The sequence below is a fragment of the Alkalithermobacter paradoxus genome (genome assembly GCA_002029295.1).
GTDB lineage: Bacteria > Bacillota > Clostridia > Peptostreptococcales > Peptostreptococcaceae > Alkalithermobacter > Alkalithermobacter paradoxus.
This window is the reverse complement of the sequence record MZGW01000001.1, coordinates 244,757-262,932: the sequence shown is the minus strand read 5'-3', so window position 1 is coordinate 262,932 and position 18,176 is coordinate 244,757. Positions and strand designations below refer to the sequence as shown.

Genomic DNA, 18,176 nt, shown 5'->3' with positions numbered 1-18,176 from the left:
ATTACTCCCTCACTATATTTAGTTTAGATAACACCCTTTCTTCTTTTTCTCTCATGACCTTTGTATTTTCATCTGTATCATGGTCATACCCCATCAAGTGAAACATACTATGGCAAACTAAAAAAGCTACTTCTCTTTCAAAGCTGTGATTATACTCTTTACTTTGTTCTAATGCTTTTTCCAGGGAAATAACTATATCTCCTAGTGCTTTTTCTTCAATATCAAAACTATCGTCTAATAAAGGGAATGACAATACATCTGTTGGTCTATCAACACCTCTATATTCCCTATTAAGATAGTGTATCTCTTCATTATCTACAAATGATAAACTTACTTCATAATCTTCTCTAAATCCTTCATATCTTAAAGATTCAATAACGACATTTTCTATCATACATATTAATTTATCATCAATATCAATCTTATTTTGTCTATTATCTATTAGAAGCTCCATCACTTTCTCCTCCTTCTTTAGGATATTCTATTCTTTCGTGAAACATTCCCATCATAACCTCGAGAAAAGCATTTTTTATCTGTTCTACATCCTTTAATGTAAGATTACTTTCATCTAGTTGCCTTTCATTTAACTTTCCATCAACTATTTTTTGTATCATATCTTCTATTTTCTCTTTTGTAGGTTCTTTTATGCTTCTGATAGCAGCTTCAGTTGAATCTGCTAACATAACAACTGCTGATTCTTTACTTTGAGGTTTAGGGCCATCATATCTAAAACTTTCTTCCTTTATATCAAGCCCTTCTTCTTTTGCTTTGTAATAAAAGTACGCTACTAAAGTTGTTCCATGGTGTTCTTTTATTATATTTATTATTTCTTTTGGGAGTTTGTATTTTTTTGCTAATTCTAATCCATCTGTTATATGATCCTTTATTATTTTTGCACTCAGTGTAGGTATTATTTTATCATGTGGATTTTCTATTATAATTTGATTCTCTTTAAAGAAATAAGGCCTACTTAACTTACCAATATCGTGATAATATGCAGCTACCCTTGCTAACAATGAATTAGCACCTATTTTATCACAAGCTCTTTCGGCTAAATTTCCAACTATAATACTATGATGGTATGTTCCAGGTGTTTCTATTAACATCCTCTTTAGTACTTCATTATTAGGATTTGAAATTTCTAACAGCTTTAGGGAAGTTATTACATCAAAATAATATTCCCATAAAGGTAAGCTACCTACGACTAATATAGATGCAAATATCCCTGATAAAAGACTTAGTGAAGAATTTAAAAACAGCTCTCTTAAATTTGTAGTACTCATAAACCCTAGAGAAAGTGCTAAAAAGAAATTTACTATTCCTATCTTTGCCCCTGTAAGAATTATACTTCTTCTTTGTCCTATTTCTAAACTTGCAAATGATGCAAAACTTCCTGATACTAAAGAAATAATATATAGATTTTGATCTCCTATAGCTAAATATGCCATTGTAGATACTAAAACATTAGATACTATTGCTAGTTTTGGATTTAATAATATGCTTATTAACATACTTGCAGTAACTAGTGGCATTATATATGGCGATATAATACTTAAAGGCAAAGAAAGTATAAGGGTTGTAGTTATTATAAGAGCTAAGAGAATTAATTTTTTCTCATCTTTTATAAGTTCTTTGTGGAATACATAAACGTACAACGCTAATAAACATTCTAGTATAATAAGTATTACAGCAATACTTATATTAACTAGAAAATCTTCTCTACCTCTTTTTTCTAACAAGCCTAGACTGTTTACTATATCTACTTTTTCCTGAGTTATAATTTCACCTTTGTATATTATATATTCTCCTTTTCTTATTATAACCTTGTCTACGGTAGATTTTGCTTCTTCTATCTTTTGTTGTGTTCTTTCTATGTCTAAGAATTTGTTCGGTCTTAAGAAAGAATTAAGAACCTCTATACCCAAAAGCTTTTCATCTGATTTAAATTTATCTGTTTCTTCAAATGACTCTGCTATAGTTTCTTTCAATGCGTCTATTTCTTCTTTTGTAATTCCTGTGTTCATTATTTGATTTATGGTTTCAAATATGTATTTTTTCAGATATTCTAATCTTTGCTTGTCCATAGTTAACGCTTTAGTTATAGACTTATCTGATATTTTAGTTTCTTCTTTAAGGTATTTTACCTTATCTTCAAATACTATTTCATTATTGTCTTTCAGTTTGTATATTTGTTCAAAGACAATTTCTATGTCAGCCTTCATTTCAGCCTGAACTGTAGGATTAACTCTATAAACAGGTTGGACATTCTCTACAGCTTTTTTAATTAATTTTTCAGTTTCTATCTTGTTCTCTACATCTTTAGTTGCTCTTAAATCTTCTTGCGCTCTTTCCCCTACTCTGAGTTGATATTTTTGGGGAGATAAAAAAGTAAACAATAGTATGAAGTTTACTACAAAAAATAAAAGAGCAAGGGAAAATTTCCTAAATTTCATTTTTCCCTCTCCTTTCCTTACTTTTTATTATTTTTTACACTTTTTTTGTATTCTTCTTTTTTCTCATATTTTTCATATGCTTTTATTATTCTTTGAACTAGCTCATGTCTTACAACATCTTTTTCTGTTAAATTTATCATACCTATCCCTTTTACATCTTTTAGTATGGTCTGTGCATGAAGAAGCCCTGATTTTTTCCCACTTGGAAGATCTGTTTGAGTTATATCTCCTGTTACAACTGCTTTTGAACCAAATCCTAGTCTAGTTAGAAACATTTTCATTTGCTGCGGAGTTGTATTTTGAGCCTCATCAAGTATTATGAATGAATTATCTAAAGTTCTACCTCTCATGTAAGCTAGTGGTGCAACTTCTATCATTCCTCTTTCCATATACTTGTTAAATTTCTCTGCTCCTATTATCTCAAATAGAGCATCATATAAAGGTCTTAAATAAGGATCTACTTTTTCTTTTAAATCTCCAGGTAAAAATCCTAAACTCTCTCCTGCTTCAACAGCTGGACGAGTCAAAATTATTCTTGATACTTCATCTCTTCTAAATGCTTTTACAGCCATAGCAACAGCTAAGTATGTCTTTCCCGTCCCAGCAGGTCCTATACCAAATGTTATGTCATTATTTTTTATTAAATCTACATATGATTTTTGACCTAATGTTTTTGGCTTAATTGGATTACCCTTAGCAGTAAGAACAACTATATCCTCAGCTAACTCTTTCATTTTGTGTTGTGTTCCTTCAAGCAAAAGATCTATAGAGTAGCTTATATCTTGAGTGTTTAAGCTTTGCCCTTTTTTAACTACTTCTACAAGTTCCATTATAAGCTTCTGTGCTTGATTTATATTTTCTTCATTTCCAATCAAAATTATATTCCCATCTCTTAAAACTATATTTATATTTAATCTATCTTCAATTATCTTTATATTTTTATCAAAGTTTCCAAATAACTCTCTTTGAAATGCTTCATCTTTAATTTCTATTTTCTTCTGTATTGTCAATATCTGTTCCTCCCTTTACCTTTTCCTCTTTTCCTATGCTTTCTAAAGTTTCTACAGTTATAGTGAACTCTAAATTATATCCATTTACTTTGTAATTTTCTCTTACATTAACTATTTTTGCCCCTGCTGGTATTAAATAATCTACTTTTTTTAGAGCTTTTTTTCTAAGATTCTCCTTAAGTTGTGATAAATCTTGCTTTATTTCTTTTACATTTACTTCATAAAATGTTTGTATTTCTAATTGGATTGGTATTGTATATTCTTTATATCCTAGATTATATACTTTTTTATCTACTATATAATTTTTATAATCTATATTTCTTTTTAAGCTAAAGTTTTTACCAAACGTACTTATTGTTACTACACTTTTTTTATTTCCTGTTTTATTTTTTATTTTTTCTATGTACACTCCTTGTTCTTTTGTCTCATAAAATGTTCTAGCAAGAACCTCTCCCTTAGCTACTACATCTCCACCTGCAATTAATACATCTCCTTTTTTTACTATGTCTCCTCTTTTTACTAAAGCCTCTCCTCTTCTAGCAATAACCTTTTCTATTATACCATTTTTTTCTGCAATTATATTACAACTTAATCTTTCTTTTTCTTTTGGTTCTTCTGCTCTTTTTATTATTTCTACATATGCATTAGTTCCTTGTATGTTTATAGATACATGTGCAATATCATCAAACCTAAGCAATATTTTATCTCTTATTAATTTCTTATCTATTACATATTTATTTGTCCATGGCTTTAATCCTAGTTTATATACTTCTTGCCTGATAGCTTCCTTATCTATGCCTTCTGGACTATCAATATAGATATTAGTTACAAATGTGCTTAGTAATAATAATATAACTAAGGATATAACCCCTCCTATAAGTAGAGGTTTTCTTTTGTATATTCGCTTCATCACAAACGGAATTCCTACAGACCTTTTGATTTTGAGGTTATAATTAGATTTTTTATATATACTAACAAGCTTAGTTAGATCTTTTTTATATATATAAAGTTCTATTTTAGTGTTTGTTATCCTTCTTATATTAAAAATATATACACCATTTTTTGCAAGTTCGCTAATAAATCTTTCTAAATTTAAACCTTCTATTGTCACTATCAAGAACCCTTTTATGTATTGCCACAATTTTATGCCCCCTTAAACCCAATATTCTATGGAATATATTTTTCCTTCTATACATGCATCTTCTTCGGTTATATATTTTATTAATAAGTTATCCCCTTGTATTTTAAGTGTATTCGTTTTTGTACTTATTTTAATTACTTTATCTGAGTACTCTATTATACCTATATAATTTTCTATCTTTATACACTTATTTCCAATAGTTGTTACTCTAGGTAAAGTAATTTCTAAATCACTTGGTAAGTCGAACATTAACCCACCTCCCTCTTATATAATTTTATGACTCTTTAGCTATTTGATTACAAATTTTAATATATAAGGGTTTAGAATAACTCAAAATTTTATTGACATATTTATCGTTATATTGTAATATTATAATATAAAAATAATTAGGAGGTATGAAAATGAAAACAAAACACAAATCTCATATGAAGTGGTCTTGGATTTTTATGATGCTATTTATAATTCTTTCAGTTGTGGATATACGCTTTGGAGTATTAGGATTTGTATGCATGATTGTTCCTATGTATCATGCAGTTAAAGGTAGAGGTAAGGTTCATTGTTCTCACTACTGTCCACGTGGATCTTTACTTGGAAATTTCTTAAAGAATATAAGCATGGATAATAACTTACCAAAGTCTTTCAAATCGAAAACTGTTAAAAATACAATGCTTATTCTTATGATGACTATGCTAACAATATCTCTTGTTCATGCTGGTCCTGATATTACTAAGATAGGTTTTTCACTTTTTAGATTTATGATGGCATCACTTTTAGTAGGTATAATCATGGGTATAATCTTTAAGCCAAGGTCTTGGTGCCAAGTTTGTCCTATGGGTCACGCAACTGGACTTATAGATAGCCAAATTAAAAAATCTAAATCTCCATCAAAAAAAAATATTTAACTTTTTTGATTAATATAAAATGTTTAGGATATAAATAATACCAGATAATTATTAGGGAGGTTTTATATATGAAAAGTCTAGGCCAACTTTTACAAACTGGAGATTGGAAAGGTGAAAAACACGTTCCTGTTATACATGCTCCTGAAAAGGTGAAATCTAACGAAGATTTTGATCTTAAAGTATCTATAGGTGATGAGATTAAGCATCCTAACACTCTTGAACACCACATATCATGGATAAAAGTGTTCTTCCATCCACAAGGTGATAAATTTCCTATAGAACTTGCTAACTTTAATTTCTCAGCTCATGGAGAAGGATCTATTTTCACTGAATCTGTAGGACTATCTAGTATAAAATTATCTAAATCTGGTACTATTTACGCTTTAAGTTATTGTAACATACATGGTCTTTGGGAAAATAGCAAAGATATAGTTGTTGAATAAATATTCTAGATGCTCTTAAACTAAGTTTAAGAGCATTTTTTTGTGCTAAGTAAACTATCCCTATGATAAAATATATATGTATTTATATTATATATTCGGGAGGAGTTTGTATTGGAAAATTTAATATTTTTATGCATTGCCGGCTTTTTAGCTGCTTTGGTCGATTCTATAGCTGGAGGTGGGGGGCTTATTAGTTTACCTGCGTTTTTGATGGCTGGAGTTTCTCCTCATCTTGCACTTGGAACTAATAAGTTTGCATCAAGTACTGCATCTTTTACAAGCTCAATTAGGTATGCTAAATCAGGGAAAGTAGATTTTAGTATACTAAAAATGCTTATTCCATTTACATTATTAGGATCTATATTTGGTGTAAATACAGTGCTTTATATAGACCAAAAGTATCTTTATTCAATGGTGCTAGTTTTGGTTCTTTTCGTAGGAGTATATAGCTTGTTTTCAAAATCAATAGGTCAGGAAGATAAATTTGATAAAGTAACTAAAAGAAGTATATTTCTTTCAATATTATTGTCCTTTTGTTTAGGCTTTTATGATGGATTCTTTGGCCCTGGAGCAGGTTCTTTCTTAATATTCGGACTTATATATATCTATGGTTTTGATTTTACTAGAGCTGGGGGAAATGCAAGAGTATTGAATTTTGTTAGTAATGTAACCTCTTTATTTATGTTTGCTTTAAATGGCAAAATTGATTATCTTATGGGCTTACCTGTTGCTATTTGTATGATTTTAGGAGCAACTGTAGGAACAAAACTTGCCTTAAACAAAGGAACAAAACTAATAAAACCTATATTCGTTACCATGTCACTAGCAGTTGCAGGAAAAATGCTTGCAAGTCTTATAGTATAAAAAAGTCTTTCTTTGAAAGATTTTAAAGGTAGACTTTAATTCAAAAAGTTTATAATTTCCTATTCATTATAAAAAATGACACCTTTAAAAAGGTGTCATTTTTCATCTAAGACTCTTTGGTTTTGATAGAATTTCACTCATGATTAATCCTCTTTTTATATCTTCAACATCACTAAATAAATCGAATGTATCATCATCAGTATCATCTTCGTAATCATTTTTTATTACTTTCTTATGCTCTTTGTCTACTTTTTCTAAAAAATTATCACTTAACTTTTCTTTCTTTTCTTCATATTTATGCTCATTGTAAGTTTCATTTTTGATTTCTACACTTTGGGGTTGTAGCTTAATGTCTATGTTTTCTATCTTATTTCTGATATTTTCAAATACATCATCTAGATCAAAATCTCTCAAAAATGACCCTTTTTTTTCTTTCTTACTTCCTATAAATGCATTAAATAATGCTATAATGATAAAAATTAGTATATTTTCCATTTAACCACGCCCTTTATAGCTTTTGGTTAGGCTTTTGTTCTTTCTTATCACTTACCTTTGCTATAGACTCTCTCATGTTAGTATCTGCCATTGTATTTTTTAGATTATAGTAATCAAATGCTCCTAAGTTTCCATTTCTAAATGCTTCTGATATAGCAAGTGGTATTTGAGCTTCTGATTCTACAACTTTAGCTCTCATTTCTTCTACCATAGCTTTCATTTCTTGCTCTCTTGCAATAGCCATAGCTCTTCTTTCTTCAGCTTTTGCTTGTGCTATTTTCTTATCTGCTTCCGCTTGGTCTGTTTGAAGCTGTGCTCCTATATTTCTTCCTACATCTACATCAGCAATGTCTATAGAAAGTATCTCAAATGCTGTTCCAGAGTCTAATCCTTTATCTAAAACTGTTTTAGAAATTCTATCAGGATTTTCAAGTACTGCTTTGTGACTATCAGATGAACCTACAGTAGTTACTATACCTTCTCCTACTCTTGCTATTATAGTTTCTTCTCCAGCTCCCCCAACAAGTCTTTCAATATTAGCTCTAACTGTAACTCTAGCTCTTGCTATAACTTCTATACCATCTCTTGAAACTGCTGCAATTCTTGGTGTTTCAATAACTTTTGGGTTTACACTTACTTGAACAGCTTCTAAAACATCCCTACCTGCAAGATCTATAGCTGCTGCTTGCTCAAACTCTAAATTTATATTAGCTCTTTGGGCAGCTATTAATGCATCAACAACAGAGTTTACATTTCCACCTGCTAGATAATGAGCTTCAAGCTTATCTATACTTATATTTAGTCCAGCCTTAGTTGCTTTAATCATAGGATTAACTATGTGAGCCGGTGTAACTCTTCTAAATCTCATTCCAATAAGTGTTAATATAGATATTTTTACTCCTGAAAATAAAGCTGTTATCCAAAGACCTACTGGGATAAAACTAAAAAATAATGATAAAAGTAAAATAATTAAAAATACACCTATAATTGGACCAACAAAAACCATATTACCCCTCCTTAATTTCTCTTACTATTATTTTATTTCCATCTATTTTGATAATTTTTACTGCCTTATTTTTTTCTATATAGGAAGTTTCTGAAATGCAATCTAAAATTTCATTTCCTATCTGCACTTTACCAGAAGGTCTTAAATCTGATACGCTATTTCCTACTTTCCCTATATAATCAGTATTTTCTTTATAAGGAACAAAACCACCTTCTTTATTTAACTTAGTTTCAAGAAGTAAAGTTTTTGATATCTTTCTTTTAGGAAGTTTTTTGATTAAAAACACAGTTGCAATTATTGTTATTATAAATGCTACAAACATATATGCAAAAGCCTGTAATAGAGAGTTTGAAGCCATTATTATACTAACTACTACAGCTAGTATTCCTGATATTCCAAATATTCCAAATCCAGGAGCCAAAGCTTCAAGTACTAAGAATATTAACCCTATCAAAAATATAAAAAGTACAAACGTACTAGCACTTCCTCCTAATACTGAACCTCCAAAGAATAATCCAAAACCTAATATACTAATTATACCACCTATTCCAAATCCAGGTGTTATAATTTCTGTAATAAGCCCTATAAATCCTATTGATAGTAGCACAGGAGCTATAAATGTTAAATTGATTATATTTACAAATTCATCGAACAAAGTTTTTTCTACTACTATTTCAGTAACATTATTCATTTTGATATCTGAATATACTTCATTTCTAGAGTTTGCTATTCCGTCTATAAAATCTATTTCTTTAGCATTTTCACTAGTTAAATTCAGAAGTTTTCCTTTATCTACAAGCCCCTCTATTTTTATATCTCTATCAGCCATAGCAGCAACTACATCAGAATCTCTTCCTTTTTGCTGTGCAACTGTTCTTAATTGACTGGTCCAGTAAGATATATTCTTTTCTGTATAGGGAATAGTCTCTGCTGATCCTATAGTAGAGCCTTGTGCCATATATATTTTGTCACATGATATACTTATTAAAACTCCTGCTGATTCTGCTTTTTTATTTATATAAGCAACTGTAGGTATACCTGCTGAAACTATAGCATCACTTATATTAACAGCAGAATCTACCCTTCCTCCCATTGTATCTATCTCAAATACTATCAAATCAGCATCTTCATTTTGCGCTTTTTCTATTGAATTTCTAACATAGTAGTAAGTTCCAGGATTAATTTCTCCCTTTATGTTTACAACGTATGCAGATTTATTTGCTTGAGAAAAAACCATGCTACCCATAAAAGGATTGAAAAGTATGGATAATACAGTAGTTAACAGTGCCAAAAATGCGAACACTCTTTTCAACAAATCACCCCCAAATGTTCTTAATTTAACAAGTATATATTTATTATACTTTATTGATATTATATTTTCCATTTTAATTATATTTAATTTTACACTAAAAATATAACAAAAACAAATCATTCTAAGTCTAGATTGCTCTTATCTATAAATAATGATGATATAAATGAAATAAAACTATAAATTATTATTACAAATAATGAACCTGAATATGAAAAGTTACTATCTATTAATAAAGCAATTGCTAAATTTAATATGCCACTTCCTATAAATTCGCTCATATTTATAGTTGCAGTAGCTACTCCAGAGTTCTCCAATTTATTTACATCCTTAACAGCTGTAAATGCAAGTAAATGAAACATTATACATATACCCATTAAAATGAATATTATAGGTAGTATTCTTAGATTTACATTTCCTTTTTTTATTATAAGTACATATACCCACAAAAGTAGATATATAAACGTAAATAATTTTAAATTCTTTTTGTAATCACCTTTAAACACTTTATCCATAACACCAACTAAAAAAGCTCCTAATATAAATCCTAAAGATAAAAATGACATATATTTAGATGCGTCTATAGTAGATAATGAATATTCATTTACAAGATATGTTATCCCCCAAATACTTGTAAATGAAGTCATGGTGCTTACAAAAAACATTATTATAAGTAATGGTGGATAAGTACATTTATTGAGTACTACCTCTTTTATACTATTAAACACCCTACTTTCTTGTTCTTCTTTTTCTATATTTTTATCCTCCACAAACAGTACTACAGATGCTAGTACCATAAATGTTAAAACTATAATAGCTATAAGTGCATTTTTTTCACCAAATATAGAAATAAAATATGCAAGAGGTACAGTAGCTAGAAGCATACCCAAATTGCCAATAAAAGAAACTATCGATGATAGTTTAGAAAAGTCCTTTTTATCAAACCATAAAGCCTGAACTTTCATAATAGACACTACTACAACAGAAGTTCCTACACCTATAAAAAATCTAGCTACAATTGCTAATGTATAACTTGTAGCATATGTAAATAGTATAGATGACAAAAATGTTAAGGCCATACCCCATATAGTTACTTTTCTTACTCCTACCTTGTCTACTAAAATTCCTACTGGAATTTGCATTATAGCATACCCATATAGTGTAGATGATGATAGATTACTTAATTGTCGTAATGTCAAACCCAACTTTTCAATTAAATAATCCTGCATAATTCCTATATAAAGTCTTTGTATAAATACAAGTATAAGTGCCCCAACTAATGATATAAGTATAAAATACCTTTTATTATTTTTCATTTTCTTATCTCCTAAAATTATAATGCTACCAGTTTAAATTCAATAAAACTGATCATAATCCTTTTTTTTAAAGTTTAAAATAAAAACTAGAGAAATATATATTTTCTCTAGCTCGCATTTTCTAGTTCCATATTTGCAATTATTTCATATATTTCTTGCCAATTACTAACTCTTATAATTCTTTCATTTATAGGCAGCCTGTTGTAGTTAGTATCCATAAGTATAACTGTAAATCCTGCATTTGATAATTCAATAGCATTTTTGTAGCTATCTTCAATGAATATATCACATCTTAACTCTTTTGCTTTTCCAACTTTGTAATGAGATCCTAAAACAAATATTTCATCATAAGGTATATTGTTTTCATTCTAAACTAACCTAATGTCAAATCACCTTGTAATATACCTACTATTTCACCATTATCATTTTTTACAGGTACAGCTATTGCTATACAGTAACTATTTGTATCTACAGATATATATGGCTGTGATGTGAACGGCTTTCCATTTATAGCTGACATGAAATATGGTCTATGAGCAAAGTTTTGGAATACTTCATTAGTATCCGAGTAATCTATTGTTACTGCCTTTCTTGTACCATCTTTATCCATAGCTGCAAATAATTCAAAGTATGGATGTTCCTTTATTCTTTCTTTTAATGCTTTAGTTGCTATATTATAGTCCATAGTTGCTAATCTGCTATCTTTTGACACTTCTATTAAAGCCTTTAATCCATTATCTATGTACTTTCTTGTTTCACTGTCAACTTCATAGTTTTTAGTAAATGAATCAACATATTTCTTTATATCTTCATTCATTTTTGTTAAGTTTCTTATAGAGCTTACTATATTTTCAATCGCTATAGACTGCTCTTCAGCTGAGGCTGCAACCTGTTGAGTTGCTGCAGTAGTATTTTCTGATATCTGAGATATATCATTCATTATAGAATCTATCTGTTCTATCTTATTTACCTGATCTTCTATTATGTTGTTTATATTTTTTATAGCTTCGAATGTGTCCTTTGTTTTGTCTATAATGTCATTTAGAGATTGTCTTGTTCTCTTTGAGAACTCAATATCTTCTTTCATATTTTCAACTTCTTCATTTACACTTGAAGCTATATTTATGATTTCATTTTTAACATCGTTTATTATAATTTCTATCTCTTTAGCTTGATTAGAAGAAATCTCTGCAAGTTTTCTAACTTCATCTGCAACAACTGAAAAACCTTTTCCAGCCTCTCCTGCTCTTGCTGCCTCAATAGATGCATTTAGTGCTAGTAAGTTAGTGCTTTCACTTATTTTCTTAACTGTATCAGCTATATTTTGTATTTTAAATGCTCTTTCTTCTAGGTTCTTCATTTTGAGAGCTATATCTAGACTTGATGATGTAGATTTGTTCATTCTATCTATCAATGCCTCAAAATTTTCATAACTACTTTGAACTACATCAACCATAGCTGAAGCCATATTTTCTATGGATTCTCCTTGAATAGATATGTTCTTAGAGCTATCTACTATTTCTAGTGAGTAATTCTTAGCCTTTGATATAGCATTCATTTGATCTGTCATGTCAGCTGATATTTCATTAATAGCTGTAGTAGTTTCATCAGAAGATGTATTAACTTTATTAGAAGCTTCATTTAAGTACTTTGAGTAATCTATTACTTTTTCTGTCATAGTAATTATTTGACATATTAACCCTCTGAATCTCAAAAGTAAATAGTTAACGTTTACGGAAAGCTTATTCAAAAATACATTACTATTTTCATCTAGCTTTTTAGTTAAATCTCCTTCAGACATATAATACGTTCTATCACTCATTTTAGTTACATCCTTCATAACTAACGAGATAACTAAAAATACTAAAATTCCAGTAATAACTACAATTGATATTCCATAAAATAAGTTGATAAATAATACTATTTTGCCAAATTCCATACCACTATTTACATAATTTGATGAAATTTTGCCTACTCCCAAAGATAAAAGTACTGGTATAAGCACTATAATTGCAACCATAGTTACGATTAGTCTATTTTTCTTCATGTCCCATCCTCCTTTAATATTCATTATACAAATAAACTCATAATTTGTCTAATATTTGAAAAAATATTTTTTCCTTATTCTTTTCAAGCTTGCTTGTATATTATAAAGATAAAATCTAAAAATATATATATCATACTTTTAGATTGGAGGATGTTATGTCAAAGGAAGCTAAAATACTACTACTTATCGCAGCACTGTTTACCCTAGCTATTGGTATATCTAATATATTCGTAAATATATTCTTATGGAAAAACTCTAACGACTTCATATTGATATGTAAATATAATCTAATGCATTATATTTTTACTCCACTTATGTTCATTGTTGGTGGATATATCTCTAAAAGAAAAAATGGAATTTGGTCCCTTAGAATAGGTATCTTTTTCTTTATTGTGTTCTTTGTATTTATTCTTTGGTTTAAAGATAACGTTATATCTTATGTATATCCCCTTGGTATATTATTTGGCATAGCTTCAGGATTTTACTGGCTGTCTTATAATGTGTTAAGCTATGACTTCACTTCAACTAACAATAGAGATACATTTAATGGTTTTAATGGTTTTGTATGTGGAATAGCCGCTGCTATAGCTCCATTTTCCGCATCATATATAATAGAAAATTACAAAGGCCTAGGATATACTATTGTTTTTGGTATATCATTAGCATTATTTATAATATTGATATTAGTAAGTTTGATTCTAAAATCAAAGAATTTCGATAAGAATCTAGATTTCAGGAAAGTATTTGGAAGAAATAGCTCAGAATGGGGGTATATCCAAAAGAGTTTTATAGCTTACGGATTCAGAGACGTTATAATATTTTTTGTAGTAACTATACTAATTTACACAACTACTAAAAGTGAGATAACTCTAGGTAGGCTTACGCTTTTAACCAGCCTTATTTCTTCAGCTGCATATTACATAGAACAAAGAATAATAAAACCTAAAAGAAGAATGATATCTTTATATATAGGAGCAGTCTTTATGTTTCTTTCCACAATCGGAATAGTTGTAAATATAAGTTTTATAACTTTACTTATATTCATGATTGTAAATCCTATGTTCTTTCCGTTTTTTTATATTCCAATGAATTCAGCTTCATTTAATATATTAGATAAGGAGCATGAGGAGTGTATGAGAATTGAGTATATAATAAACAAAGATATAGCACTCAACATAGGTCGTATAATTAGCACTTTTATATTGATTGGGCTTTTGACATTTGTAAAGAATTCTAGGGCTTTAAACTATTTTTTACTATTCATATCATGTAGTCAATTTATATCTATTTATTTTCTTAGAAAGTTGAGTGTATTAAATACTAAAATAGACTAGGTGTCCCTAGCCTATTTTAGTTAACAGCTATATTCTACAGTTAAATCCTTCCACTTACCACACTTATCTCCCCACCTTGCAGATAATTCTTCATCTTTATAGATACCTACAACCTCACAAACATTTGGGCAATCATCACATTCAAATCCACTAACTTTAAAATCACTATCTGCTACTTCAAATCCTAAGAATTTAGTTTTACCTATATTTTCAACTTCCTTTTTAGCTAGTAAAGCAGCTCCTAGAGCTCCCATAACATTGTAATGCTGTGGAACGTATACTTCACATTTAAGTGCGTTTTCAAAAGCCTTTTTAATCCCAACATTTGCTGCTACTCCACCTTGGAATACTACTGGCCCTTGAATTTGTTTTCCTTTTGCTAAATTATTTAAATAATTTCTAACTAAAGCTTCACAAAGACCATTTATTATATCTTCTTGACTATATCCTAACTGCTGCTTATGAATCATGTCTGATTCTGCAAACACAGCACATCTTCCAGCAATTCTTACTTGTGTAGTAGCATTAAGTGCTTTATTTCCGAATTCTTCTATAGGAATACCTAACCTAGCTGCTTGTCTATCTAAAAATGAGCCTGTTCCAGCCGCACAAACTGTATTCATTGCAAAGTCACTAATAACATTATTTTTAAGAATGATAATTTTCGAATCTTGACCTCCTATTTCTAAGATAGTCCTAACCCCTGGTACAAAGTTTAAAGCAGCTATAGCGTGAGCTGTTATTTCATTTTTTACAACATCTGCACCTACCATTACACCTGCAAGATCTCTACCGCTTCCTGTGCTACCAACTCCTGATACCTTAACTTTATAATCTAAATTATCTAACGCTTGTTTTGTAATCTTTAGTCCTTCTTTTAATACTTTTATAGGATTTCCCATAGTTCTTATATATAGCTTTTGAATTACTTCTTTATTTTCATCTATAATGACTATATTAGTGCTTACAGATCCCACATCAATTCCAAGATAAACTTTTTTCATTTGCCATAACCTCTCTTCTTCTTGTTAGTAAATCTACAAAAGCTTCTATCCTAGTTAAGTAACCGCCCTCCCCAGTCATTTCATCTAAAACAAGTGTTAATATAGGTATATCCTTTTCTTTTTCTATTGTAGGAAGAATACTTTGTGCAACTATTTCAGGCATACAAGTAAACGGCAAAAGGTGAATAACTCCATCATATTCTTTTTCGCTGTATCTAACAGCATTGCCTACTGTAGAAAGGGCATGTCCTCCAATCTGAAGGTTTAGATAAGGACTTGCTGCTTTGTGTACCTCTTCCTTTTCAGATTTAACAAATGGCAAAAAGTCAATTTGTTCCTTTAAAAATTCACTACTAGTTATAGATCTATGTACCTCGATACCCATATTCCCTAGTTTTTTTTCTAGGTTTAGGTTGATAAATGGCTCTATAACTGTATATATTTCTCCAATTAATCCTATTTTTAATACATCTTTTTCTTTATCTATATCAATCTCATTTAATTTCATTTTATATTCTTTTATTATACTTAAAGTATCTTTATAACCTTTTGCAGTGTTTATCTTATTTTCAAACTGACTATATAATCTATCTACTTCACCTTTATTTATTTCTCTTGGTCTTATTTTGTTTACAATATCATCAAAATCGTCTATCTCAAATAAAATTTTTACTCCCTTTCTAAAAGTATCTAATAACTTTATATAGTTGCTCTCTCCTGATATTCTTTTTAAATTTTCTATAAAACTCTTTATTTCCTTTGAATTAGAAAAGGAATTTGTGCATATCATATCAACGTTATATCCCAAATCATTTAAGATATCCTTTTGCAAGACGTTGTACATTCCAAATCTGCAAACGTCACATCCACCTAGCATGAATATTGCATCTGCACCCTTTTCAATACTTTGTATGTAATTTCCAATATTCATTTTGAATGGGATACAAATAAGTTCTGGAGAATATTTTGTTCCAATTTCGAGTGCCTTTTTATTGCATTTAGGTGGAACAATTACATCTGCTCCTAGCTCTTCAAAAATCACTTTTAGAGGAATATATATATTACCCATGTGCGGAAATGTTATTTTCATCTTTTTCCCTCCATTTAATCATATCAATAAACGCCTCAAGCCTCGTATTAACTCCAGCTTCTCCACTATGCTCATCTAGCGTTAGCAGCATATATGGAATGTTGCTTTCTCTTCTTATAATTCTTTCTACCGTTTCTCCTACAACAGAATCAATACCACAACCAAAAGACGAAATATATATAACTCCATCAATATTGTTCTTCTCAATTAAGTACATAGTTGTTCCAATTAGCTTCCTTGCAAATGCCCAAAATATCTTTCCTTTATATTTCTTTGAATTCTCGTTAATAGTGACACTATCTATCATCTCTGGAGTTACTACATTTAATCCTTTAGACTTAATCTTATCTATAGCACTCATATTCATATATCTATCATATAAATTGTAAGGATGTCCCATAACCATAATCTTTTTATTGTTTGATAAATTTATATCTAAAAATTTTTCATTTAATCTAAGGTTATCCATTTTATAATTTTCATATGCCTTTTCCCAAGCATACATAATTTTTTTATTGTCATTAGTTACATATCTTCCTATACTCTGTACTGTATCATTAAGCTTTTCAATTGATTTTATAAAGTTTATTTCTGTATCTATTATTTTAGGTAAATCTTTCAATGAATATTTAATCATTTCAGGAAGGCCAGAAAATTTAGGACAAATATATTCTCCTTTATGTAGCCCTACAATCCTTGGAATAAATATGTAATCAACTTTATCTTTTAAGCTTAATACATGTCCGTGAAATAATTTTACTGGGATACATGCTTCATCCACACTATTATTAGTTCCTTCATTTAGAATCCTTTTGTTTGTTTCTTCAGAAACTATTACATTTGCACCTAGTTCTTCAAAAAATGTTATCCATAATGTAGAATATTTATGAAATAGAAGTGCTCTAGGTATTCCAATCTTTATTGACATATCTTACCTCCAAATATTTTTTCACACATTAGCTAGTATTGTAAATTTTAGTGCATTTTATACAAAAATCCCCCGTTTTGTAAAACGAGGGATTAATTTTTTATGAATCTATTTCAAATGTCATTATAATTGCGTCAAATCCAGCTTGTTTTAGTCTATCAACTTGTCTTTGTGCATTTTCCCTACTACTGAAAGACCCTGCCATAACTCTATATACTATCTTTTTACCTGTATTCGCTTGATTTTGTTCTTGATATTCTACACCAACTGCATCAAGTATAGATATAACTATAGCTTTTACTATTTCATCTTTTTTATTGTCAAATAAATTATTATCATTTGTATTATCTATAAATCCAAGTTCTATTAAAATGGCAGGCATTTTTGTTTGTCTTAGTACATAAAAGTTAGCTGTTTTAACACCTCTATTTCTAAATCCTAATTCAACTAATCTTTCTTGTACTTTTTGGGCTAATTGCCTTGATTTTGTCGATGCATTCTCAAATACATATGTTTCTACTCCTTGACCCTGCTCTGGCATAGATGCATTTCTATGAATAGATATAAAGTAATCTGCATTGCTTGAATTTGCTAGCACTGCTCTTTGTTGAAGTGAAACAGCTACATCCTCTTTTCTTGATTCTATAACTTCAATATTATGTCTTTTAATTTCATTAACAATAAGCCTAGCTATTTCTAAATTATCATCTTTTTCTAGTCTATCTCGATATGTTGCTCCTGGATCTGCTCCACCGTGCCCAGCATCTATAAATATTTTAGCCACACAATCCCCTCCTGAAAATTCTATGTTTTTGCCCTCAATATTTAATATGC

The 18,176-nt window shown here is 29.5% G+C and carries 19 protein-coding genes; 4 read left to right on the top strand and 15 right to left on the bottom strand.

What is annotated here, in order from left to right:
• Window position 1: 1 nt before the first annotated feature.
• Genes ybeY through CLOTH_RS01360 form a run of 5 tightly spaced genes read right to left on the bottom strand, consistent with a single transcriptional unit; the run spans window position 2 to window position 4,853 of the window.
• Window positions 2-454, bottom strand: a complete 453-nt coding sequence (gene ybeY / locus CLOTH_RS01380) for an rRNA maturation RNase YbeY (RefSeq protein ID WP_079410457.1) — start codon at window positions 452-454, stop codon at window positions 2-4.
• Window positions 435-2,453, bottom strand: coding sequence for an HD family phosphohydrolase (locus tag CLOTH_RS01375; protein WP_079410455.1), 2,019 nt, complete (start codon window positions 2,451-2,453; stop codon window positions 435-437). Before CLOTH_RS01375 ends, ybeY begins: the two co-directional genes overlap by 20 nt.
• Before the next feature lie 17 nt (window positions 2,454-2,470).
• Entirely contained in the window at window positions 2,471-3,463 is a 993-nt protein-coding gene (locus CLOTH_RS01370; RefSeq protein ID WP_079410453.1) for a PhoH family protein, read from the bottom strand.
• Window positions 3,435-4,604: a sporulation protein YqfD gene (gene yqfD / locus CLOTH_RS01365; protein ID WP_158080434.1), complete on the bottom strand. Its 1,170-nt coding sequence runs from the start codon at window positions 4,602-4,604 to the stop codon at window positions 3,435-3,437. Before yqfD ends, CLOTH_RS01370 begins: the two co-directional genes overlap by 29 nt.
• Before the next feature lie 12 nt (window positions 4,605-4,616).
• A complete protein-coding gene (locus CLOTH_RS01360; protein WP_079410449.1) occupies window positions 4,617-4,853 on the bottom strand; it encodes a YabP/YqfC family sporulation protein in 237 nt (78 codons plus the stop codon).
• A gap of 152 nt (window positions 4,854-5,005) precedes the next feature.
• Here CLOTH_RS01360 and CLOTH_RS01355 point away from each other — a divergent pair, with 152 nt between their 5' ends.
• The 3 genes from CLOTH_RS01355 to CLOTH_RS01345 all read left to right on the top strand — a co-directional run bounded on the left by CLOTH_RS01355 (window position 5,006) and on the right by CLOTH_RS01345 (window position 6,813).
• Window positions 5,006-5,506, top strand: a complete 501-nt coding sequence (locus tag CLOTH_RS01355) for a 4Fe-4S binding protein (RefSeq protein ID WP_079410447.1) — start codon at window positions 5,006-5,008, stop codon at window positions 5,504-5,506.
• Between the two features lie 68 nt (window positions 5,507-5,574).
• The gene (locus CLOTH_RS01350; protein WP_079410445.1) at window positions 5,575-5,949 is read left to right on the top strand and encodes a class II SORL domain-containing protein; all 375 of its coding nucleotides are present in this window, start codon (window positions 5,575-5,577) and stop codon (window positions 5,947-5,949) included.
• 111 nt (window positions 5,950-6,060) lie between these two features.
• Window positions 6,061-6,813: a TSUP family transporter gene (locus CLOTH_RS01345; protein ID WP_079410443.1), complete on the top strand. Its 753-nt coding sequence runs from the start codon at window positions 6,061-6,063 to the stop codon at window positions 6,811-6,813.
• A gap of 102 nt (window positions 6,814-6,915) precedes the next feature.
• On the opposite strand, the gene CLOTH_RS01340 is transcribed toward CLOTH_RS01345, so the two are convergent.
• The 6 genes from CLOTH_RS01340 to CLOTH_RS01315 form a co-directional block, all read right to left on the bottom strand.
• The gene (locus CLOTH_RS01340) at window positions 6,916-7,308 is read right to left on the bottom strand and encodes a hypothetical protein (RefSeq protein ID WP_079410441.1); all 393 of its coding nucleotides are present in this window, start codon (window positions 7,306-7,308) and stop codon (window positions 6,916-6,918) included.
• Between the two features lie 13 nt (window positions 7,309-7,321).
• Window positions 7,322-8,314: a flotillin-like protein FloA gene (gene floA / locus CLOTH_RS01335; RefSeq protein ID WP_079410439.1), complete on the bottom strand. Its 993-nt coding sequence runs from the start codon at window positions 8,312-8,314 to the stop codon at window positions 7,322-7,324.
• A 1-nt stretch (window position 8,315) separates the two neighbouring features.
• Complete coding sequence (locus tag CLOTH_RS01330; RefSeq protein WP_331721978.1) at window positions 8,316-9,617, bottom strand: NfeD family protein; 1,302 nt, start codon at window positions 9,615-9,617, stop codon at window positions 8,316-8,318.
• A 125-nt stretch (window positions 9,618-9,742) separates the two neighbouring features.
• Entirely contained in the window at window positions 9,743-10,939 is a 1,197-nt protein-coding gene (locus tag CLOTH_RS01325; protein WP_079410435.1) for an MFS transporter, read from the bottom strand.
• Window positions 10,940-11,046: 107 nt separating this feature from the next.
• Window positions 11,047-11,280, bottom strand: coding sequence for a 5' nucleotidase, NT5C type (locus tag CLOTH_RS01320; protein ID WP_331721977.1), 234 nt, complete (start codon window positions 11,278-11,280; stop codon window positions 11,047-11,049).
• A 32-nt stretch (window positions 11,281-11,312) separates the two neighbouring features.
• Complete coding sequence (locus CLOTH_RS01315) at window positions 11,313-12,986, bottom strand: methyl-accepting chemotaxis protein (RefSeq protein ID WP_158080432.1); 1,674 nt, start codon at window positions 12,984-12,986, stop codon at window positions 11,313-11,315.
• 155 nt (window positions 12,987-13,141) lie between these two features.
• Here CLOTH_RS01315 and CLOTH_RS01310 point away from each other — a divergent pair, with 155 nt between their 5' ends.
• Window positions 13,142-14,320, top strand: coding sequence for an MFS transporter (locus CLOTH_RS01310; protein ID WP_079410429.1), 1,179 nt, complete (start codon window positions 13,142-13,144; stop codon window positions 14,318-14,320).
• Window positions 14,321-14,340: 20 nt separating this feature from the next.
• Here CLOTH_RS01310 and CLOTH_RS01305 read toward each other — a convergent pair whose 3' ends face one another.
• The 4 genes from CLOTH_RS01305 to CLOTH_RS01290 form a co-directional block, all read right to left on the bottom strand.
• Window positions 14,341-15,324 (bottom strand): acyl-CoA dehydratase activase, encoded by a 984-nt coding sequence (locus tag CLOTH_RS01305; RefSeq protein ID WP_079410427.1) that lies wholly within the window; start codon window positions 15,322-15,324, stop codon window positions 14,341-14,343.
• The gene (locus tag CLOTH_RS01300) at window positions 15,299-16,414 is read right to left on the bottom strand and encodes an acyl-CoA dehydratase activase-related protein (RefSeq protein ID WP_079410425.1); all 1,116 of its coding nucleotides are present in this window, start codon (window positions 16,412-16,414) and stop codon (window positions 15,299-15,301) included. The genes CLOTH_RS01305 and CLOTH_RS01300 overlap by 26 nt, the downstream gene beginning before the upstream one ends.
• Window positions 16,386-17,342, bottom strand: a complete 957-nt coding sequence (locus CLOTH_RS01295; RefSeq protein WP_079410423.1) for an acyl-CoA dehydratase activase-related protein — start codon at window positions 17,340-17,342, stop codon at window positions 16,386-16,388. The genes CLOTH_RS01300 and CLOTH_RS01295 overlap by 29 nt, the downstream gene beginning before the upstream one ends.
• A 100-nt stretch (window positions 17,343-17,442) precedes the next feature.
• Entirely contained in the window at window positions 17,443-18,126 is a 684-nt protein-coding gene (locus tag CLOTH_RS01290; RefSeq protein ID WP_079410421.1) for an N-acetylmuramoyl-L-alanine amidase, read from the bottom strand.
• Window positions 18,127-18,176 lie beyond the last annotated feature (50 nt).